The organism is Salmonella sp. 2020_1459 (assembly GCF_043847915.1).
In the GTDB taxonomy this organism is placed as follows: Bacteria; Pseudomonadota; Gammaproteobacteria; order Enterobacterales; family Enterobacteriaceae; genus Salmonella; species Salmonella enterica.
The window spans coordinates 411,232-431,372 of record NZ_JBCMFA010000002.1; the positions used below are offsets into that span (position 1 = coordinate 411,232).

A 20,141-nucleotide genomic window follows, 5' to 3' on the forward strand; every position below is an offset into this window, starting at 1 on the left:
GAAATACCATCATCTGTACCAACATGTGTTGGTAGATGTACGTTGAAGTCGGTTGACCTTGAGAGAGTTAATATAGCGGGAATGATGGGTAAGCACTGGATTTCAGGCGCAAAAAAAGACGTCCGTTGACGTCTATTGATGTTCCGATGGTGCCGAAGGCCGGACTCGAACCGGCACGTATCTCTACGGTTGATTTTGAATCAACTGCGTCTACCGATTTCGCCACTTCGGCACTGAAGAGGTATGCGGAAAACGTTGTGGATTATACCTGTCATACGCCGCCATGCAAGCACGAGCATACACCTGTATCACTAAGTGCTGAAAATTTCAGCAGCGTTGAGTATTAAATAGAATAATCAGGCTACTTCCCGCCTTCTCCAGCAGATTAACGCCGGGCGTCCCTTGCCTCCATGCTCTACACTTTTCAGTTCAACACCACATTAAGGGAAGCACAATGACGATAATAAAAAGCTATGCCGCCAAAGAGGCGGGCGGCGAACTCGAACTCTATGAATATGACGCGGGAGAACTCCAACCGGAAGATGTCGAGGTACGGGTCGACTACTGCGGGATCTGCCATTCCGATCTGTCAATGATCGACAATGAATGGGGGTTCTCTCAATACCCTCTGGTTGCCGGACATGAGGTCATCGGTCGGGTGGCCGCACTCGGTAGCGCGGCACAGGATAAGGGACTAAAAGTCGGCCAGCGCGTTGGAATCGGCTGGACGGCGCGCAGCTGCGGACACTGCGATGCCTGTATCAGCGGCAATCAAATTAACTGCCAGGAAGGCGCAGTGCCCACTATCCTCAATCGTGGCGGTTTTGCCGAGAAGCTTCGCGCAGGCTGGCAGTGGGTAATTCCTCTTCCGGAGAATATGGATATGGCGTCCGCAGGTCCGCTGTTATGTGGCGGCATTACGGTCTTTAAACCGCTATTGATGCACCATATTACTGCTACCAGCCGCGTTGGCGTCATCGGTATCGGCGGGCTGGGGCATATCGCCATAAAGCTGTTACACGCGATGGGCTGCGAAGTCACCGCGTTCAGCTCTAATCCATCGAAAGAGCAGGAAGTGCTGGCGATGGGGGCCAATAACGTGGTGAACAGCCGCGATCCGGAAGCGTTAAAAGCACTGGCGGGCCAGTTCGATCTCATTATTAACACGGTCAACGTCGATCTCGACTGGCAGCCCTACTTCGAAGCGCTGACGTATGGCGGCAACTTCCATACCGTTGGGGCGGTATTGAAGCCGCTGCCCGTACCGGCGTTTACATTAATTGCCGGCGATCGCAGTATCTCAGGCTCGGCAACCGGAACACCATATGAACTTCGCAAACTGATGAAATTCGCCGGACGCAGCAAAGTCGCGCCCACCACGGAACTGTTCGCAATGTCACAAATCAACGAGGCTATTCAGCACGTTCGCGACGGCAAAGCCCGCTATCGTGTAGTGCTAAAAGCTGACTTCTGACCGCCTGACTCAGCGCTTTGACAATGATCAGGAAGCGCTGAGTGCCTGACGAAAAGCCTGTACAGCCAGTCGGCACTGCTCCGTCACGTGCTCGATGTCATGATTAACATCGATACGCGCAATATCATGTTCATCGGCACAGGGTCGCTCCAGCGCGTCAAACTGACTTTGCAGCAGGTCTGGCGGCATAAAATGCCCGGCACGACGCTGCATTCGCTGCAGAATGGTAGCGTAATCGCCGTCCAGCCACAGGAAATGTACGTTAGGGCTGCTCTTACGTAAAATATCGCGGTACTGTTTTTTTAATGATGAGCAGACAATAAATCCCGTCTCATTTTTTTTATAAAGACTGTATGAAGCGTCATTTAATCGTTCCAGCCAGGGTAAGCGGTCTTCATCAGTTAACGGTATTCCCTGAGACATTTTATCAATGTTTTTCGCCGGATGGAGATCATCGCCGTCAATAAACTTCGCAGAAAATAATGTTGCAATTTTGCTGCCTATTAAAGACTTACCACTACCTGAAACACCCATTAAAATATAGCTTTCCCCGGCCATTTAAATACCTCTGAGTCATATTCCACTCCACAATATTACGCCTCTACGTTCGACAATTTCACGTTTTTTAATTTCCATAGAGAAGAACTCTAAGGCACATCACGTTATGCGTAACATTGTAGTGTAACAATTTTCCAGCGTGACATAAGTCACAAATAGTGACAAATAAAACCGCTTAAATGCGTTCAGGGTAACTACCTGACCAGTGAGGAATTTATGGAAGTAAAAACTCAATCCTGCGTTGTTGCGGGTAAGCGTGCTGTTGCCGTTACGGAACAAAATATTGAATGGAATAATAAAGGAACACTCGTACAAATTACCCGAGGCGGCATTTGTGGGTCTGACTTACATTATTATCAGGAAGGCAAAGTCGGCAATTTTACAGTAAAAGCGCCAATGATTTTAGGTCATGAAGTGATTGGCAAAATCGTTCATAGCGACTCAGATTTATTACGTGAAGGACAACCGGTAGCAATTAATCCATCGAAGCCTTGCGGTCATTGCAAATACTGTCTGCAGCATGAAGAAAACCACTGTACTGAAATGCGTTTCTTTGGCAGCGCCATGTATTTTCCGCATGTCGATGGCGGTTTTACCCGATTTAAAGCTGTCGATACCGCTCAGTGCATTCCCTGGCCGGAACAGGCGGACGAAAAAGCCATGGCCTTTGCCGAGCCGCTGGCGGTTGCCATTCATGCGGCTCATGAGGCGGGCGATCTGCAGGGCAAACGCGTCTTTATCTCCGGCGTTGGCCCTATCGGCTGCCTGATTGTTAGCGCGGTAAAAACGCTGGGCGCGGCGGAAGTGGTATGTGCCGATATCAGTACCCGTTCTCTCTCGCTGGCCCGGCAGATGGGCGCGGATACGCTGGTGAACCCACAGCATGATTCTCTTGATGACTGGAAAGCAGAAAAAGGGTATTTCGATATCAGTTTTGAAGTCTCTGGGCATCCTTCCTCTATCTCAACGTGTCTGGAAGTCACACGGGCCAAAGGCATGATGGTGCAGGTTGGCATGGGCGGCGCAGTCCCCAACTTCCCGATGATGATGCTAATAAGCAAAGAGATCTCGCTGAAAGGCTCTTTCCGCTTTACTACCGAATTTAATACTGCGGTTTCCTGGCTTGCCAACCGCGTTATCAATCCGCTGCCGTTACTGAGCGCGGAATATCCATTTACCGACCTGGAAGCGGCGCTGATCTTTGCCGGAGACAAAACACAGGCGGCAAAAGTTCAGCTCGTTTTCTGAGAAAGTAAAATAAGGGACACTATCATGAACGATCTTTTTTCACTGGCAGGTAAAAATATCCTTATCACCGGAGCCGCTCAGGGAATTGGTTATTTGCTGGCGACCGGTCTTGGTCGCTATGGTGCGCGCATTATTGTTAACGATATCACCCCGGAGCGCGCCGAAACAGCCGTGACGAAACTTCAGCAGGAAGGGATAAAGGCTATTGCCGCTCCCTTTAATGTCACCCATAAACAGGATATTGAAGCTGCGGTTGAACATATCGAAAAAGATATCGGCGTCATTGACGTCCTGATAAATAACGCCGGTATCCAGCGCCGTCATCCGTTTACTGAGTTTCCCGAACAGGAGTGGAATGACGTCATCGCCGTAAATCAGACCGCGGTTTTTCTCGTCTCTCAGGCCGTTACGCGCCGTATGGTGGCGCGTAAGGCAGGAAAAGTGATCAATATCTGTTCGATGCAAAGCGAGCTGGGCCGCGACACGATTACGCCATATGCCGCGTCGAAGGGTGCCGTGAAGATGCTGACTCGCGGCATGTGCGTGGAGCTGGCGCGTCATAATATCCAGGTCAACGGTATTGCGCCGGGATACTTCAAAACGGAGATGACCAAAGCGCTGGTTGAAGATGAAGCCTTCACCTCCTGGCTATGCAAACGTACGCCTGCCGCACGCTGGGGCGATCCCCAGGAGCTTATTGGCGCAGCGGTGTTTCTCTCGTCAAAAGCCTCCGACTTTGTTAACGGACATCTGCTGTTTGTCGATGGCGGTATGCTGGTTGCCGTCTGACCAGGGAAATGCGACGCAGCGCGTAAGCGCTGCTATTTTGGCGCTAATAAGAGAGACGAATATGCCATTAATAATTATTGCGGCAGGCGTTGCGCTGCTGTTGGTTTTAATGATTGGCTTTAAAGTTAACGGCTTTATCGCCCTTGTTCTGGTTGCCGCCGTGGTGGGATTTGCCGAAGGGATGGGCGCGCAAGACGTCCTGCACTCCATACAAAACGGAATTGGCGGTACTCTGGGCGGACTCGCCATGATCCTCGGTTTTGGCGCGATGCTGGGAAGATTAATTTCCGATACCGGCGCCGCGCAGCGCATTGCGACGACGCTCATTAATACGTTCGGCAAAAAACGCGTGCAATGGGCGCTGGTGATCACCGGGCTTATCGTCGGCCTGGCAATGTTTTTTGAAGTCGGATTCGTACTGCTGTTGCCGCTCGTTTTTACGATTGTGGCCTCATCGGGACTGCCATTGCTGTATGTCGGGGTTCCAATGGTCGCCGCCTTATCCGTTACGCACTGCTTCCTGCCGCCGCATCCTGGCCCTACTGCTATTGCGACAATTTTTGAGGCAAATCTCGGTACGACCCTGCTGTATGGGTTAATCATTACCATACCGACCGTGATTGTTGCCGGCCCTCTGTTTTCAAAATTGCTGGCGCGCTTTGAGAAAGCGCCGCCTGAAGGATTATTTAATCCTCACCTATTCAGTGAAGAGGAGATGCCGTCATTCTGGAACAGTATTTTTGCCGCCGTGATCCCGGTCATTCTGATGGCCATCGCAGCGGTATGTGAAATCACGCTGCCAAAAACGAATGCCGTGCGGGTTTTCTTCGAATTTATTGGTAATCCAGCAGTGGCGTTGTTTATTGCCATTATCATCGCCATTTTTACGCTGGGCCGACGCAACGGACGTACGGTTGAGCAGGTGATGGATATCGTCGGCGAGTCCATTGGCGCTATTGCGATGATTGTTTTTATCATCGCGGGCGGCGGCGCGTTTAAGCAAGTGCTGGTGGATAGCGGCGTGGGTCAATATATCTCGCAATTAATGACCGGCACCTCGCTATCTCCGTTATTAATGTGCTGGACGGTAGCCGCCGTGCTGCGTATTGCGTTAGGTTCCGCGACCGTGGCTGCGATAACCACAGCGGGCGTCGTATTGCCGATTATTAACGTAACCCACGCCGATCCGGCGTTAATGGTACTGGCGACAGGCGCGGGAAGCGTTATTGCATCACATGTTAACGATCCCGGTTTTTGGCTGTTTAAAGGGTATTTTAATCTTAGCGTCGGGGAAACCCTACGCACCTGGACCGTTATGGAAACATTGATTTCTGTCATGGGGTTGCTGGGTGTACTGGCGCTGAATGCGGTTCTGCATTAATTCATCATCCGCAGCCCAATTAACCATGGGGGCGACGTTCCCGCCCCCGGTACTGGAGAAAACATGAGGAATCACAGAATTTCTTTGCAGGATATCGCTACGCTTGCTGGCGTGACAAAAATGACGGTGAGCCGTTACATCCGCTCGCCGAAAAAAGTCGCCAGGGAAACCGGCGAGCGTATTGCGCAGATCATGGAGGAAATTAACTACATACCAAATCGCGCGCCAGCTATGCTGTTAAACGCGCAAAGTTACACTCTGGGCGTGCTGATCCCCTCTTTCCAGAACCAGTTGTTTGCCGACATTCTTGCCGGGATTGAATCCGTAACGTCGGGTCATAACTACCAAACTCTCATTGCGAATTACAATTACAATCGCGATTCGGAAGAAGAGTCCGTTATCAATTTACTGTCTTACAATATCGACGGCATTATTCTTTCAGAAAAATATCATACCCTCAGAACCGTCAAATTCCTGCGCTCAGCTACCCTTCCGATTGTAGAACTCATGGACATCCAGGGTGATCGCTTAGATATGGAGGTGGGGTTTGATAACCGTCAGGCCGCCTTTGATATGGTCAGCACCATGCTGGATAAACGCCAGCGGCGAAAAATCCTCTATCTGGGTTCAAAAGACGATATCCGAGATGAGCAGCGTTATCACGGCTACTGCGATGCGATGACGCGCCGGGGGCTGGCGCCGTTGCGCATCAATCCCCGCGCTATCTCCTCTATCCATCTGGGGATACAGCTAATGCGTGATGCGCTTACTGCGCACCCGGACGTGGATGGCGTCTTTTGTACTAACGACGATATCGCAATGGGCGCTCTACTGTGGTGCCGCGAGCGTCAACTGGCCGTACCGGAGCAGATCTCCATCGCCGGCTTCCACGGTCTGGAGATGGGCAGGCAAATGATACCGAGCCTCGCCAGCGTAATTACCCCTCGTTTTGAGATCGGGCGCAGAGCCGCGCAGATGTTGCTCAACAAAATTAAAAATAACGATCTCAACCATAATACGATTGATTTGGGTTATCAGATTTATCACGGCAGCACGTTATAAATTTTTTGATCTACTTTTCCCGCAGCTTGCCTGAGCTTAACGCGTAGCCAAAAGCGCCACGCGTCAGGTTACGCACTACATCATTCGAGGAATACCATGCTATCTGCCGGATGGCGGCGCTAACGCCTTATCCGGCCTACGGGTCCGGAGTAGGCCTGATAAGCACAGCGCCATCAGGCACTGCGCTTTACTGCATTGCCGGATGGCGGCCTGTGATTACGACTTACGCAGCATTAGCCACAGGCTAATCAGGAAGAAAGACGCGCTCGGCAGCAGCGCGCCGACAATCGGCGGAATGCCGTATACCAGCGTCAGCGGGCCAAAAATCTGGTCGAGGACGTAGAAGACGAAGCCGAAGCTAATCCCTGTCACCACGCGCACGCCCATCGGCACACTACGCAGCGGGCCAAAGATAAACGACAGCGCCATCAGCATCATCACCGCCACGGAGAGCGGCTGGAAGATTTTACTCCACATATTGAGCTGATAACGTCCGGCGTCCTGTCCGCTCGACTTCAGATATTTAACGTAGTTATGCAGACCGCTGATGGAAAGCGCATCCGGGTCCAGCGCCACCACGCCTAACTTATCCGGCGTCAGATTCGTTTTCCAGGTGCCGCTCACCGTCTGCGAACCGGTGATCTGTTTCGGGTTTTGCAGATCGGACTCATCTACCTGCGACAAACGCCAGACCTTATGCTCCGGGTCGAATTTTGCCGAAGCGGCGTAACGCACCGACTGCAAACGACGCTGATCGTTGAAAGCGTAAATACTAATGCCGGCCAGCTCCTCGTCGCCCTTCACCCGTTCAATATAGACAAAGTTATTCCCGTCTTTCGCCCACAGACCTTGCTGGGTGGAAAGCAGCGAACCGCCATACATCGCCTGCGCACGATAGTTACGCGCCATCTGCTCGCCCTGCGGGGCGACCCATTCGCCGATCGCCATGGTTAACAGCACCAGAGGGATAGCCGTTTTCATCACCGACAGCGCCACCTGCATACGGGTGAAACCCGATGCCTGCATCACTACCAGTTCGCTACGCTGCGCCAGCATCCCCAGTCCCAGCAGCGCGCCAAGCAGCGCCGCCATAGGAAAGAAGATCTGGATATCCTTAGGTACGCTGAGCAGGGTGTACATACCCGCGCCCAGCGCGTCGTAGTTACCCTGCCCCGCTTTTTTCAGCTGATCGACAAACTTGATGATCCCGGAGAGCGACACCAGCATGAACAACGTCATCATGATGGTGGTAAAAATGGTTTTACCGATATAGCGGTCAAGTACACCAAATGGCTGCATTATACCGCTCCTTTACGCAGAAAACGGGCACGCAGACGGCGGACCGGCACCGTATCCCACAGGTTTAAACCAATCGCCAACGCCAGATAGATCAGGTTGACCGCCCACATCCAGATAACCGGGTCCAGTTTGCCTTTACCGCCATTCGATTTAATGGAGGTCTGGATCAGGAAGAACAGCAGATAAAGCAGCATGGCGGGCAACATAGACAAGACGCGCCCCTGACGTGGATTCACCACGCTGAGCGGCACGACCATCAGCGCCATCATAAATACGGTAAAGACTAACGTGATACGCCAGTGCAGCTCGGCGCGAGCGCGATCGTTGTCGGTATTCCACAGCGTGCGCATGTCCATCTGGTCGGTATCGTTCGGGTCCAGCGCCACGGCCTGATGGCCAATAATCGCCTGATAGTTCTGGAAGTCGGTGATGCGAAAATCGCGTAGCAACGCCGTCCCTTCAAAACGCGTCCCTTTGTTTAAGGTGACAACCTGGGAACCATCGCGCAACTGAGTAAGGTGTCCGGAATCGGCCACGACCACAGAAGGACGAGCATTGCCCTTAGGGCGAATTTGCGCCAGGAAAACATCGTGGAAGTCGCTGCCGTCAACGCTTTCGATGAACAACACCGAGCTGCCGTTGGTCGCCTGCTGGAATTGTCCCTGCGCCAACGCCGCCATACCGGGGTTCGCTTTCGCCTCTGCCAGCACTTCATCCTGGTGTTTTGACGACCAGGGACCGGCCCACATCACGTTAACCGCCGCAAGGATACCGGTAAATAACGCCAGTACCATGGCGGCCTTTACCAGCACGGCTTTGCTCAACCCACAGGCGTGCATGACCGTAATTTCACTTTCGGTATACAGTTTGCCCAGCGTCATCAGCAGCCCCAGGAACAGGCTTAAAGGCAGGATGAGCTGCGCCATTTCCGGTACGCCCAGCCCCAGAAGCGAGAGCACCAGATTTGCGGGAATATCGCCGTCAACCGCCGCGCCGAGAATCCTCACTAACTTTTGACAAAAGAAGATCAAAAGTAAGATGAAGAGTATCGCCAGCTGGCTTTTGAGCGTCTCCCGCACCAGATATCTTATGATTATCACTTTAAATACGCCCGTAAAAACCCATTTTTTTGCTGGAATTTAGCTTGTTTCATGGCTTAAACGTCATTTATTCTCTTGAGTCGTCGAAATCATCGCTAAGATCATTATACTCAGCGGATTCACCTCTCAGAACTTGTTCTGACGTGCCAATGCCGTAATAACGTTAAGATTAACACGAAGTCACCACAACAGCGGACATGAGTTACGAAAGCTTTCAATTTCTATACTCTAATGGATTTCGAGTTGCAGGCAGGCGGCAAGACTGTGAAGCCCCGGAGCTTACATCAGGTAAGCGACAGGGGCGAGCAGGCGCAGCCAACGCATCTGCAACTTGAAAGACGACGAGTATAGCTGTAGCCACCACTGTTGTCTTTAAGATTCAGGAGCATAGTGCATGGAGTTCAGTGTAAAAAGCGGTAGCCCGGAGAAACAGCGGAGTGCCTGCATTGTCGTGGGCGTCTTTGAACCGCGTCGCCTTTCTCCGATTGCAGAACAGCTCGACAAAATTAGCGACGGATACATCAGCGCATTGCTGCGTCGCGGCGAACTGGAAGGAAAACCGGGGCAGACTCTGTTGCTGCACCATGTTCCTAACGTTCTTTCCGAGCGAATCCTCCTCATTGGTTGCGGCAAAGAGCGCGAGCTTGATGAACGTCAGTATAAGCAGGTTATTCAGAAAACGATAAATACTCTGAATGATACTGGTTCGATGGAAGCCGTCTGTTTCCTGACCGAACTGCACGTTAAAGGCCGCAACAACTACTGGAAAGTGCGTCAGGCCGTCGAAACGGCCAAAGAGACGCTTTATAGCTTTGATCAACTCAAGACCAACAAGAGCGAGCCGCGCCGCCCGCTACGTAAGATGGTCTTTAATGTGCCGACCCGCCGTGAGCTCACCAGCGGCGAACGCGCCATTCAGCACGGTCTGGCCATCGCCGCCGGGATTAAGGCTGCGAAAGATCTCGGCAACATGCCGCCCAATATCTGTAACGCCGCCTACCTGGCGTCACAGGCGCGCCAGTTGGCCGACAGCTACAGCAAAAATGTCATCACCCGCGTGATCGGCGAACAGCAAATGCGCGAACTGGGTATGAACGCTTATCTGGCGGTCGGCCACGGTTCGCAGAATGAATCGCTGATGTCGGTGATTGAGTACAAGGGCAATCCGTCCGAAGACGCGCGTCCGATCGTGCTGGTGGGTAAGGGCCTGACCTTCGACTCCGGCGGCATCTCCATCAAGCCATCTGAAGGGATGGACGAGATGAAGTACGACATGTGCGGCGCGGCGGCGGTTTACGGCGTGATGCGTATGGTCGCCGAGCTTCAGCTTCCGATTAACGTTATCGGCGTACTGGCGGGCTGTGAAAACATGCCGGGCGGACGCGCGTATCGTCCGGGCGACGTACTGACCACCATGTCTGGTCAAACGGTTGAAGTGCTGAATACCGATGCCGAAGGCCGTCTGGTTTTGTGCGACGTGCTGACCTACGTTGAGCGCTTCGAACCGGAAGCCGTCATTGACGTCGCGACGCTAACCGGCGCCTGCGTGATTGCGCTGGGCCATCACATTACCGGTCTGATGTCGAACCATAACCCGCTGGCGCATGAGCTGATCGGCGCGTCCGAGCAGGCGGGCGACCGCGCGTGGCGTCTGCCGCTGGGCGATGAGTTCCAGGAACAACTGGAGTCCAACTTTGCGGATATGGCAAACATTGGTGGTCGTCCTGGCGGTGCTATCACCGCGGGCTGCTTCCTGTCGCGCTTTACCCGTAAGTATAACTGGGCGCACCTGGATATCGCCGGCACCGCCTGGCGATCCGGCAAAGCGAAAGGCGCGACGGGTCGTCCGGTAGCGCTGCTGTCGCAGTTCCTGCTCAATCGTGCGGGCTTTAACGGCGAAGAGTAAGTTTGAGATTACCCCGTAGGCCTGATAAGGCGCATTAGCGCCGCCATCAGGCGTTTTGCCGGATGGCGCTGCGCTTATCCGGCCTACGGGATGCATCATGGCAACGCATTTAAATCCACCACAAGAAGCCCCATATATGAAAAATGCGACGTTCTATCTTCTGGATAATGACACTACCGTCAATGGTTTAAGCGCCGTTGAACAACTGGTGTGTGAAATTGCCGCAGAACGTTGGCGCGCCGGCAAGCGCGTGCTGATCGCCTGCGAAGATGAGAAGCAGGCCATTCGGCTGGATGAAGCGCTGTGGGCAAGACCGGCGGAAAGTTTTGTCCCGCACAATCTGGCAGGCGAAGGCCCACGCGGCGGCGCGCCGGTTGAAATCGCCTGGCCGCAAAAACGCAACAGCAGCCCGCGCGATATTTTAATCAGCCTGCGTACAAGCTTTGCAGATTTTGCCACCGCTTTCACAGAAGTGGTAGACTTCGTCCCTTACGAAGAAACTTTGAAACAACTGGCGCGCGAACGCTACAAAGCCTACCGCGTGGCTGGTTTTAACCTGAATACGGCAACCTGGAAATAATGGAAAAGACATATAACCCCCAAGATATCGAACAGCCGCTTTACGAGCACTGGGAAAAGCAGGGCTATTTCAAGCCTAACGGCGACGAAAGCAAAGAGTCCTTCTGCATCATGATCCCGCCGCCGAACGTCACCGGCAGTTTGCATATGGGACATGCTTTCCAGCAAACCATCATGGATACCATGATCCGTTACCAGCGTATGCAGGGTAAAAACACCCTGTGGCAGGTCGGCACCGACCACGCCGGGATCGCCACCCAGATGGTGGTTGAACGCAAGATTGCCGCTGAAGAAGGTAAAACCCGTCACGACTACGGCCGCGATGCGTTTATCGACAAAATCTGGCAGTGGAAAGCGGAATCCGGCGGCACCATTACCCGCCAAATGCGCCGTCTCGGCAACTCCGTTGACTGGGAGCGCGAGCGCTTCACCATGGACGAAGGCCTTTCCAATGCCGTGAAAGAAGTCTTTGTTCGCCTGTACAAAGAAGACCTGATTTACCGTGGCAAACGCCTGGTGAACTGGGACCCGAAACTGCGCACCGCCATCTCTGACCTGGAAGTGGAAAACCGCGAGTCCAAAGGCTCGATGTGGCACATCCGCTATCCGCTGGCCGATGGCGCGAAAACCGCAGACGGTAAAGATTATCTGGTTGTCGCCACCACCCGCCCGGAAACTATTCTCGGCGATACCGGCGTGGCCGTGAACCCGGAAGATCCGCGCTACCAGAGTCTTATCGGTAAATTCGTTATTCTGCCGCTGGTTAACCGCCGCATTCCGATTGTTGGCGACGAACACGCCGATATGGAAAAAGGCACCGGCTGCGTGAAGATCACCCCGGCGCACGACTTTAACGACTATGAAGTCGGGAAACGTCACGCCCTGCCGATGATCAACATCCTGACCTTTGACGGCGACATTCGCGAAAGCGCGGAAGTGTTCGATACCAAAGGTGAAGAGTCTGACGTTTATTCCAGCGAGATTCCGGCTGAGTTCCAAAAGCTGGAACGCTTTGCTGCCCGTAAGGCCATCGTTGCTGCCGTTGACGCGCTGGGCCTGTTGGAAGAAATTAAACCGCACGATCTGACCGTCCCTTACGGCGACCGTGGCGGCGTGGTTATCGAACCGATGCTGACCGACCAGTGGTACGTCCGTGCCGACGTGCTGGCGAAACCGGCGGTGGAAGCGGTTGAGAACGGCGACATTCAGTTCGTGCCGAAGCAGTACGAAAACATGTACTTCTCCTGGATGCGTGATATCCAGGACTGGTGTATCTCTCGTCAGTTGTGGTGGGGTCACCGTATCCCGGCATGGTATGACAACGACGGCAACGTCTACGTTGGCCGTACCGAAGAAGAAGTGCGTCAGGAAAATAACCTCGGCGCCGACGTTCAGCTTCGTCAGGACGAAGACGTTCTCGATACCTGGTTCTCCTCCGCGCTGTGGACCTTCTCTACGCTGGGCTGGCCGGAAAACACCGACGCGCTGCGTCAGTTCCACCCCACCAGCGTGATGGTGTCCGGCTTCGACATCATCTTCTTCTGGATTGCCCGCATGATCATGATGACCATGCACTTCATCAAAGATGAAAACGGCAAGCCGCAGGTTCCGTTCCATACCGTCTACATGACCGGTCTGATTCGTGACGACGAAGGCCAGAAGATGTCCAAATCCAAGGGTAACGTTATTGACCCGCTGGATATGGTCGACGGCATCTCCCTGCCGGAACTGCTGGAAAAACGCACCGGCAATATGATGCAGCCGCAGATGGCGGAGAAAATTCGCAAGCGTACCGAGAAGCAGTTCCCGAACGGCATCGAGCCGCACGGCACCGACGCCCTGCGCTTTACCCTGGCGGCGCTGGCCTCGACCGGCCGCGACATCAACTGGGATATGAAGCGTCTGGAAGGTTACCGTAACTTCTGTAACAAGCTGTGGAACGCCAGCCGCTTTGTGCTGATGAACACCGAAGAGCAGGATTGCGGCTTCAACGGCGGCGAAATGACTCTGTCGCTGGCGGACCGCTGGATCCTGGCGGAATTCAACCAGACCGTTAAAGCCTACCGCGAAGCACTGGATAACTTCCGCTTCGATATCGCCGCAGGCATCCTGTACGAGTTCACCTGGAACCAGTTCTGCGACTGGTATCTGGAGCTGACCAAGCCGGTAATGAACGGTGGCACCGAAGCCGAACTGCGCGGCACCCGCCATACGCTGGTCACCGTACTGGAAGGTCTGCTGCGCCTGGCGCACCCGATCATTCCGTTCATCACCGAAACCATCTGGCAGCGCGTGAAGGTTATCTGTGGCATTACCGCCGATACCATTATGCTGCAGCCGTTCCCGGAATATAACGCCGCACAGGTGGATGAAGCCGCGCTGGCCGATACCGAGTGGCTGAAGCAGGCGATCGTCGCAGTACGTAACATTCGTGCGGAAATGAACATCGCCCCGGGCAAACCGCTGGAACTGCTGCTGCGCGGCTGTAGTGAAGAAGCCGTTCGTCGTGTTAACGACAACCGTAGCTTCCTGCAAACCCTGGCGCGTCTGGAAAGCATCACCGTGCTGCCAGCCGATGACAAAGGCCCGGTTTCCGTGACCAAAATCATCGACGGCGCCGAACTGCTGATCCCGATGGCAGGCCTCATCAACAAAGACGATGAGCTGGCGCGTCTGGCGAAAGAAGTGGCGAAAATCGAAGGCGAGATTGCCCGTATCGAAGGCAAACTGTCCAACGAAGGTTTCGTCGCCCGTGCGCCGGAAGCGGTGATTGCCAAAGAGCGTGAGAAGCTGGAAGGTTATGCAGAAGCCAAAGCGAAGCTGATTGAGCAGCAGGCGGTTATTAGCGCGCTGTAATCTGAAAGCCTGATGGCGCTTCGCTTACCAGGCCTACACGTTCGCTTATTGACATGGCGCGATCGGTAGGCCGGATAAGGCATTCACGCCGCCATCCGACAACATGAATTATGGGCCGACGTAAACGTCGGCCTTTTTACATCAGATAAACGGGAAGTAAGGCATAATGCCACGAGAAATCCACATTAGCGGGCTGTTTTCCAGCGGCTTCTCATCATTGGTTAACTCAAGCGAATCCAGATCGCCCTGGACCTGTGTATTCTGCGCCAGCCAGCTCACCAGCCAAATTTTCAACCACGGATAAGCCAGCCCTAAGGTCACGCCGGAAATCACAAACACCACCAGTAACCGCCACAGCATACCGTGTGCAGTGACAGAGGAATGAAAACGAATCGAATCGTTCGCCAGTGACAAATTGTTTAAAAACAGGTTGCGTAACGCCACATATAAGTAACTGGTTACCACAATAATCGCGAGAAAATAGAGGAAATAACATGCCATTATCTGGCCATAATATTGCAGAATAAGCGCCCCTCCTGCCTGCGCATTCCCCATCATACTCAAAAGAATCATGTCGGTGAACACCGGCGCGATTAGATAACCAATCACGACAGCAAAAGGGAAAAGGGTCAACATTGCCAACACGCACCCTCTGATGCACGTTTTAACATTAACCTGAATCGAGAAACGATGAATGCCAAAGTTTGCGCCATTGCCAAACAAGGTCATCCATTTGCTGTAGGTAATACCGTTAATGACCCCTATCCCAATAATAGCCAGCAAACCGAGAAAAACGATATTGAACACTAAACCGCCGACGGCGATGGTTACCAGTGAGATAATGTAAAGAACAATATAAAGCGCCACCATCAGGAGTACCGGGAGAGCGAACATGTACCACCAGGCGCGCCGCATGGAACACTGGAATCCAAAATGTACGCCATTAAGCGAAGTCATCATCGCCTGATACTGTAATCCTTTCACCGCCATAAAAGGAATAATCGCAATTAATAAGCCGAATAGCGTAAAACCGAGACCGGGATGACCGTGTTCAATAAGAGAGAGGCTAACAATATAAATAATAAAAACTAACAACACACTAATAAATAATGCGCCGCCCGTGGCTTTGTAAGTAAAAGGCTGATTGTTTAGCGTCATATTAGTATAAATATAACGTCGACATTTCACCATCGCCCACGGCGCATAGATTCCAAACGTGATACACGTCAACAAGAAATTCACAAGGCAAATAACAAAATACTTTCCGCCCTTGCCTGTAAACACCAACGTGTGATTATGGTTATCTTTACTACTGATAACGTTATTCATGAATCATATCCCTGAATTACAATCTATTAGAATTAATAATAAAAACCAGTAAATTGTTACTGATTTGACTACGATACTATTTTTGTTTAATTTTTCCGCCTTTTATTTTGTCTGATTCAGGATCTCCTTGCGCGTAACTCAAGACGGTGGTATTAAAGTAATCTATAAATAAATTTTAAAAATTGAGCCATATTATGAATAATGTCGCCTCGCCAACGCTCACGGTGCGCCGAATCACTACCGCCGACAATGCCGCTATTGCCCGTGTCATCCGTCAGGTTTCAGCGGAATACGGACTTACCGCCGATAAAGGTTATACCGTTGCCGACCCCAATCTGGATGAACTGTATCAGGTTTATAGCCAACCGGGCGCGGCCTACTGGGTGGTAGAGCAAAACGGTTGTGTGGTGGGCGGCGGCGGCGTGGCGCCGTTATCCTGTAGCGAACCAGACATTTGTGAACTGCAAAAAATGTATTTTTTACCGGTGATTCGTGGCCAGGGGCTGGCGAAAAAGCTGGCGCTGATGGCGCTGGATCATGCCCGTGAACAGGGTTTTAAACGCTGCTATCTGGAAACAACGGCTTTTTTACGCGAGGCGATTGCGCTATACGAACGTTTAGGATTTGAACATATTAGCGAACCGCTCGGCTGCACCGGACATGTCGATTGCGAAGTGAGGATGTTAAAGGATCTCTGAAAGCCAGGCGTTTATTTATCCTCGCCAGGTATTATTTTTGCTGATATAAGTAATCCCGGAAACATCCTGTTATCCGGGAATCACTTATTATTCAAGGAAGTTATAAATGAAACGCCTATTATCAGCAATTGTTTTCCCCGCTATGTTTATTAGTATCTCTAATGTATATGCATTAGATATACAGCCCGGCGAATGGAAAATGGAAAATATAGAAATGCGCACCATCAATCCAGATACAAAAGAAGTATTAATGGATGAAAAAAATTCGGGCATAGCGACGCTTATGTGTTACACCCCTAAAATGTCTGAAGATTCTAAGAAAATGGTGAAGGGTTTTTCTACCAGTGCAGGCGGTTGCACGACAACATTTGTAGAAAGTACGGATACCAAACTGATCAATGAGACTGTCTGTAATAATCCTGATGTCAAATCGCACTCTATTGTAGAAACGACGAAAATAAGCGATACAGAATTTGCGATGACCATGAAATCGGATGTCGATGCAGGAGGTAATAAAACAACCTCCATCAACAAAATTAAACAAACCTTTGTTGGCAAGACCTGCTCTGAAGCGTCAAAAGGCGTGAAACAGTAAGTATTTCAACACAAGAACCCGTAGTGATGATGCAAAAAGGGCATTGTTCACGGTCACCTTTCGGGAATATAACACTGAGTGAGTTCTTTTTGCCTGCCGCAGGGCAGGCTTTACTCAGGACAGAATATCATGAAAATGACTTTTCCTGCTCGCCAGCAGTTTGATGCCGGGCGGATGACCACGCAGGTGGCGACAGCGTAAAAGATAAAAACGCTAATCTTTAATTTTACCCTTTATCCGGCGACTGGCACGCCGCTATGAAAACGAAACTCGCGGTCTGGCGACAAGATAAGGTCAGCTTCCACGTCGCCAAAATAGCGCACGCGCGCAGAAATGTCCTCGGCGGAAATCTGCTGCGCCAGCGCCAGGTAATCCTGATAATGCCGCGCTTCGGAGCGCAGAAGCGAGAGATAAAACGTCTGTAAATCCTCATCCAGCCAGGGCGCCAGAGCGGCAAAACGTTCGCAGGAGCGGGCTTCAATGTACGCCCCGCAAATCAGCTTATCAATTAAGGTGAGCGGTTCGTGCGTGCGTACCGCTTTCAACATTCCTTTCGCGTAGCGGCTGGCGGTGATTTTCACATAAGGAATGTTTCTGGCCTGCATGACCTCGCGTACCTGCCAAAAATGGTGCAACTCCTCTTTAATCAATAACACCATACGGTCGATAAGCTGACGTCCCCAGGGGTCATCAGTTTGCGGCATGGCGCTTTTGCTAATCTGTCTATGCAGGGCAACAAAATCCGGCTCCGGCCCCTGACGAAACGCGAACGCCTCGTAAGGTTGCAGCCAGGCGAGCAGCGCGTCGGTGCCCGATTTATCGGCGACATATTTACGCACCAACAGCAACGCGGTTTGCGCAGCCTTCAGTTCGCAGATCAAGTGATCGGTAAGCAGAAGAGGAAGATTTTGCGGATCGCGGGCCTGGACAATCCACGCCTGCGGCGTCGGGCAATGCAGGAAATTAAGCACCGGAGAGAGTATTTGCGGGTAATTCATACGTAACCTGTTAAAAAAATACGACAGCAGACGCTGCCGTACCGTCATACTATGCAGCTTTAGTGACGCACGCCGTCGTCATCTTCATCGACATAATCGTCGTCATCACCCTCTTCGCCATTAGGGTCTTCAAAATAGGTTCCCCAGCCGTCGTATTCGACATCATATTTTTCCGCCAGGTTCATCAGTTGCTCAACCTGAGCGTCGATGAGTTCGGCGTTCAACGCGCACTCGCTGAGGATGTCGCAACAAATAACCGTATCGCCCTCTTCCACTTCCAGCTCTTCCGGCTCCGTCACTTCATAGCCGAGTTTAAAGGCTTCTACCGCGGCTTTTTCCAACGTTTCGAAATCGTCAGCGGAAAGGTGATGCTCGATAGTGTACAGCGCATCCGGATCGCTGCCGTCCTCAAGTAACTCTTCAATAATTAACCGCGTTTCTTCACGCTGCTCTTCCAGTAATTCCGGGTTTGCCATAGCTCGTTCCTCATAGATGTCCTGCCGACACTCTTATTGTCACATACCGCCGACGTTGCCTCCACCTTATCGAGAAAAGTTTTATCAAACAGGGTTGCAAATGAATAATCATCCATATAAAGTGAATTTTAATTCAATGAGAGGCCTAAGCCATGTGAGGGAAGTATGTCTACGTTTTACCAAAAACCCTTTTTAAAGTTACTTGATTTCACCGCCAGCGAGCTCACTGCTCTGTTGCAGCTTGCCGCCAAACTGAAAGCCGATAAGAAAAACGGTAAAGAAGAACAAAAGCTGGTGGGTAAGAATATTGCGCTCATCTTCGAAAAAGACTCGACCCGGACACGATGCTCTTTCGAAGTTGCCGCATACGATCAGGGGGCGCGCGTGACGTACCTGGGTTCCAGCGGGAGCCAGATCGGCCATAAAGAGTCCATCAAAGATACTGCCCGCGTCCTGGGCCGGATGTTTGACGGTATTCAGTATCGAGGATATGGCCAGGAGATCGTCGAAACGCTGGCTGAATATTCCGGTGTGCCGGTATGGAACGGTTTAACCGATGAGTATCACCCAACGCAATTACTGGCGGATCTGCTCACCATGCAGGAACATCTGCCGGGTAAAGCCTTTAACGAGATGACGTTGGTCTATGCCGGAGACGCGCGTAATAACATGGGTAACTCCATGCTGGAAGCCGCCGCGTTAACAGGATTGGATCTCCGTCTGGTCGCGCCAAAAGCCTGCTGGCCGCAAGCCGCGTTAGTGGCGGAGTGCAGCGCCATGGCGAAAAAGAACGGCGGCGCCATCACCCTGACCGAAGATATCGCCTCAGGCGTAAAAGGCGCGGATTTTATCTATACCGATGTTTGGGTCTCTATGGGCGAACCCAAAGAGAAATGGGCGGAGCGTATTGCCCTGCTGCGTGATTATCAGGTCAACAGCCAGATGATGGCGTTAACCGGCAATCCGCAGGTTAAGTTCCTGCATTGTCTGCCTGCGTTCCATGATGATGAAACCACGCTCGGCAAAAAAATGGCCGAAGAGTACGGTTTACATGGCGGGATGGAGGTGACCGACGAGGTTTTTGAGTCTGCGGCCAGCATTGTCTTTGATGAAGCGGAAAACCGCATGCATACCATCAAAGCAGTAATGGTAGCGACGCTGTCTAAATAATGTCGTTATGATGCCGGATGGCGGTTGGCCTACAAAATCACAACGTGCAGGCGCCGCCATCCGGCACAAAATATTACGCCATCAGCATTTTCACAACCGCTTTACGTACCCGCGCCGGTTCTCCCACCGCGCACAGGGGCTTATGCACTTCGCCGGGATAAAACACCACAAAGTCGCCTTCGTTCAGGACGACGGTTTTCTCGTCGACGCTCGTCGGTAAAAATGCAATGTCTTTATCCGCCAGCCAGTCCGTGTGCGGCGTTCCCGCAGGCCGGGTACTGAATACCATCCCTTCCTGACCTTGTAGCACAATCTGAATATCAAGATAACGGGCGTGATACTCTGCGCTGCGCGATTCGCCCGGCTCCGTCATATTTTCAGAAATCATATAAAACAGCCTGTCACCGTCAATGTCATACTTACCTGGCGCGGTCGTTGCCGTGACATGCGCATTGACGTGCTCAATCGCCTGCCGTAACGCCGTCGGCAGCCAGGCCTCCAGATGTTCAATATTGCCAACAATCATCGCATCCCCTTAGTTAAAACAGCGTTTTATATTTCTCTTTATACGAGAAAAATGGCTGCCATACTACCCTTACTCTCATCGATTTTGCGCCAGCGCA

General features: G+C 52.1%; 20 protein-coding genes and 1 tRNA gene. 12 read left to right on the forward strand and 9 right to left on the reverse strand.

Annotated elements, in window-relative coordinates; all coding sequences use genetic code 11:
• Positions 1 to 147: 147 nt before the first annotated feature.
• Positions 148 to 232 (reverse strand) — tRNA-Leu (locus ACH0VJ_RS06930).
• A gap of 222 nt (positions 233 to 454) precedes the next feature.
• On the opposite strand from ACH0VJ_RS06930, the gene ACH0VJ_RS06935 reads away from it, so the two are divergent.
• Positions 455 to 1,474 carry an NAD(P)-dependent alcohol dehydrogenase gene (locus tag ACH0VJ_RS06935; protein WP_000152566.1) on the forward strand — a complete coding sequence of 340 codons (1,020 nt, stop codon included), beginning with the start codon at positions 455 to 457 and terminating at the stop codon, positions 1,472 to 1,474.
• A 27-nt stretch (positions 1,475 to 1,501) separates the two neighbouring features.
• Here ACH0VJ_RS06935 and idnK read toward each other — a convergent pair whose 3' ends face one another.
• Entirely contained in the window at positions 1,502 to 2,032 is a 531-nt protein-coding gene (gene idnK, locus ACH0VJ_RS06940; RefSeq protein ID WP_000896756.1) for a gluconokinase, read from the reverse strand.
• Positions 2,033 to 2,248: 216 nt separating this feature from the next.
• On the opposite strand from idnK, the gene idnD reads away from it, so the two are divergent.
• The 4 genes from idnD to ACH0VJ_RS06960 all read left to right on the forward strand — a co-directional run bounded on the left by idnD (position 2,249) and on the right by ACH0VJ_RS06960 (position 6,512).
• On the forward strand, positions 2,249 to 3,280 hold the full coding sequence (gene idnD / locus ACH0VJ_RS06945; RefSeq protein WP_000453350.1) for an L-idonate 5-dehydrogenase: 1,032 nt from the start codon (positions 2,249 to 2,251) through the stop codon (positions 3,278 to 3,280).
• 24 nt (positions 3,281 to 3,304) lie between these two features.
• Positions 3,305 to 4,069 carry a gluconate 5-dehydrogenase gene (idnO, locus tag ACH0VJ_RS06950; RefSeq protein WP_000998686.1) on the forward strand — a complete coding sequence of 255 codons (765 nt, stop codon included), beginning with the start codon at positions 3,305 to 3,307 and terminating at the stop codon, positions 4,067 to 4,069.
• 61 nt (positions 4,070 to 4,130) lie between these two features.
• Positions 4,131 to 5,450, forward strand: coding sequence for a gnt-II system L-idonate transporter (gene idnT / locus ACH0VJ_RS06955; protein ID WP_001128356.1), 1,320 nt, complete (start codon positions 4,131 to 4,133; stop codon positions 5,448 to 5,450).
• Positions 5,451 to 5,513: 63 nt separating this feature from the next.
• Positions 5,514 to 6,512, forward strand: coding sequence for a LacI family DNA-binding transcriptional regulator (locus tag ACH0VJ_RS06960; RefSeq protein WP_001244065.1), 999 nt, complete (start codon positions 5,514 to 5,516; stop codon positions 6,510 to 6,512).
• Positions 6,513 to 6,728: 216 nt separating this feature from the next.
• Here the strand turns inward: ACH0VJ_RS06960 and lptG are convergent, their stop codons facing one another.
• The 3 genes from lptG to ACH0VJ_RS06975 form a co-directional block, all read right to left on the reverse strand.
• The gene (gene lptG, locus ACH0VJ_RS06965; protein WP_001182242.1) at positions 6,729 to 7,811 is read right to left on the reverse strand and encodes an LPS export ABC transporter permease LptG; all 1,083 of its coding nucleotides are present in this window, start codon (positions 7,809 to 7,811) and stop codon (positions 6,729 to 6,731) included.
• Positions 7,811 to 8,911 carry an LPS export ABC transporter permease LptF gene (lptF, locus tag ACH0VJ_RS06970; protein ID WP_000584132.1) on the reverse strand — a complete coding sequence of 367 codons (1,101 nt, stop codon included), beginning with the start codon at positions 8,909 to 8,911 and terminating at the stop codon, positions 7,811 to 7,813. Before lptF ends, lptG begins: the two co-directional genes overlap by 1 nt.
• 63 nt (positions 8,912 to 8,974) lie before the next feature.
• The gene (locus ACH0VJ_RS06975) at positions 8,975 to 9,025 is read right to left on the reverse strand and encodes a hypothetical protein (protein ID WP_212724070.1); all 51 of its coding nucleotides are present in this window, start codon (positions 9,023 to 9,025) and stop codon (positions 8,975 to 8,977) included.
• 280 nt (positions 9,026 to 9,305) lie between these two features.
• Here ACH0VJ_RS06975 and pepA point away from each other — a divergent pair, with 280 nt between their 5' ends.
• The 3 genes from pepA to ACH0VJ_RS06990 all read left to right on the forward strand — a co-directional run bounded on the left by pepA (position 9,306) and on the right by ACH0VJ_RS06990 (position 14,252).
• Positions 9,306 to 10,817 carry a leucyl aminopeptidase gene (pepA, locus tag ACH0VJ_RS06980; RefSeq protein WP_000397158.1) on the forward strand — a complete coding sequence of 504 codons (1,512 nt, stop codon included), beginning with the start codon at positions 9,306 to 9,308 and terminating at the stop codon, positions 10,815 to 10,817.
• Between the two features lie 136 nt (positions 10,818 to 10,953).
• A complete protein-coding gene (holC, locus tag ACH0VJ_RS06985; RefSeq protein WP_001523689.1) occupies positions 10,954 to 11,397 on the forward strand; it encodes a DNA polymerase III subunit chi in 444 nt (147 codons plus the stop codon).
• Positions 11,397 to 14,252: a valine--tRNA ligase gene (locus tag ACH0VJ_RS06990; RefSeq protein ID WP_000416327.1), complete on the forward strand. Its 2,856-nt coding sequence runs from the start codon at positions 11,397 to 11,399 to the stop codon at positions 14,250 to 14,252. The genes holC and ACH0VJ_RS06990 overlap by 1 nt, the downstream gene beginning before the upstream one ends.
• A 141-nt stretch (positions 14,253 to 14,393) precedes the next feature.
• On the opposite strand, the gene ACH0VJ_RS06995 is transcribed toward ACH0VJ_RS06990, so the two are convergent.
• Positions 14,394 to 15,581, reverse strand: a complete 1,188-nt coding sequence (locus tag ACH0VJ_RS06995) for a YjgN family protein (RefSeq protein ID WP_001066970.1) — start codon at positions 15,579 to 15,581, stop codon at positions 14,394 to 14,396.
• A 194-nt stretch (positions 15,582 to 15,775) separates the two neighbouring features.
• Here ACH0VJ_RS06995 and ACH0VJ_RS07000 point away from each other — a divergent pair, with 194 nt between their 5' ends.
• Positions 15,776 to 16,279, forward strand: a complete 504-nt coding sequence (locus tag ACH0VJ_RS07000) for a GNAT family N-acetyltransferase (protein ID WP_001519079.1) — start codon at positions 15,776 to 15,778, stop codon at positions 16,277 to 16,279.
• A 106-nt stretch (positions 16,280 to 16,385) separates the two neighbouring features.
• A complete protein-coding gene (locus ACH0VJ_RS07005) occupies positions 16,386 to 16,874 on the forward strand; it encodes a DUF3617 domain-containing protein (protein ID WP_000826193.1) in 489 nt (162 codons plus the stop codon).
• Between the two features lie 233 nt (positions 16,875 to 17,107).
• On the opposite strand, the gene miaE is transcribed toward ACH0VJ_RS07005, so the two are convergent.
• Both miaE and rraB read right to left on the reverse strand, forming a co-directional pair.
• Positions 17,108 to 17,920 (reverse strand): tRNA isopentenyl-2-thiomethyl-A-37 hydroxylase MiaE, encoded by an 813-nt coding sequence (miaE, locus tag ACH0VJ_RS07010; protein WP_000218462.1) that lies wholly within the window; start codon positions 17,918 to 17,920, stop codon positions 17,108 to 17,110.
• 11 nt (positions 17,921 to 17,931) lie between these two features.
• Positions 17,932 to 18,348: a ribonuclease E inhibitor RraB gene (gene rraB / locus ACH0VJ_RS07015; protein WP_000002940.1), complete on the reverse strand. Its 417-nt coding sequence runs from the start codon at positions 18,346 to 18,348 to the stop codon at positions 17,932 to 17,934.
• A 100-nt stretch (positions 18,349 to 18,448) separates the two neighbouring features.
• Here rraB and ACH0VJ_RS07020 point away from each other — a divergent pair, with 100 nt between their 5' ends.
• Both ACH0VJ_RS07020 and argF read left to right on the forward strand, forming a co-directional pair.
• The gene (locus ACH0VJ_RS07020; protein ID WP_223164636.1) at positions 18,449 to 18,544 is read left to right on the forward strand and encodes a hypothetical protein; all 96 of its coding nucleotides are present in this window, start codon (positions 18,449 to 18,451) and stop codon (positions 18,542 to 18,544) included.
• Positions 18,514 to 19,518: an ornithine carbamoyltransferase gene (gene argF, locus ACH0VJ_RS07025; RefSeq protein ID WP_000103041.1), complete on the forward strand. Its 1,005-nt coding sequence runs from the start codon at positions 18,514 to 18,516 to the stop codon at positions 19,516 to 19,518. Before ACH0VJ_RS07020 ends, argF begins: the two co-directional genes overlap by 31 nt.
• 73 nt (positions 19,519 to 19,591) lie before the next feature.
• On the opposite strand, the gene ACH0VJ_RS07030 is transcribed toward argF, so the two are convergent.
• Positions 19,592 to 20,044 (reverse strand): YhcH/YjgK/YiaL family protein, encoded by a 453-nt coding sequence (locus ACH0VJ_RS07030; RefSeq protein ID WP_000635208.1) that lies wholly within the window; start codon positions 20,042 to 20,044, stop codon positions 19,592 to 19,594.
• Positions 20,045 to 20,141: the final 97 nt, after the last annotated feature.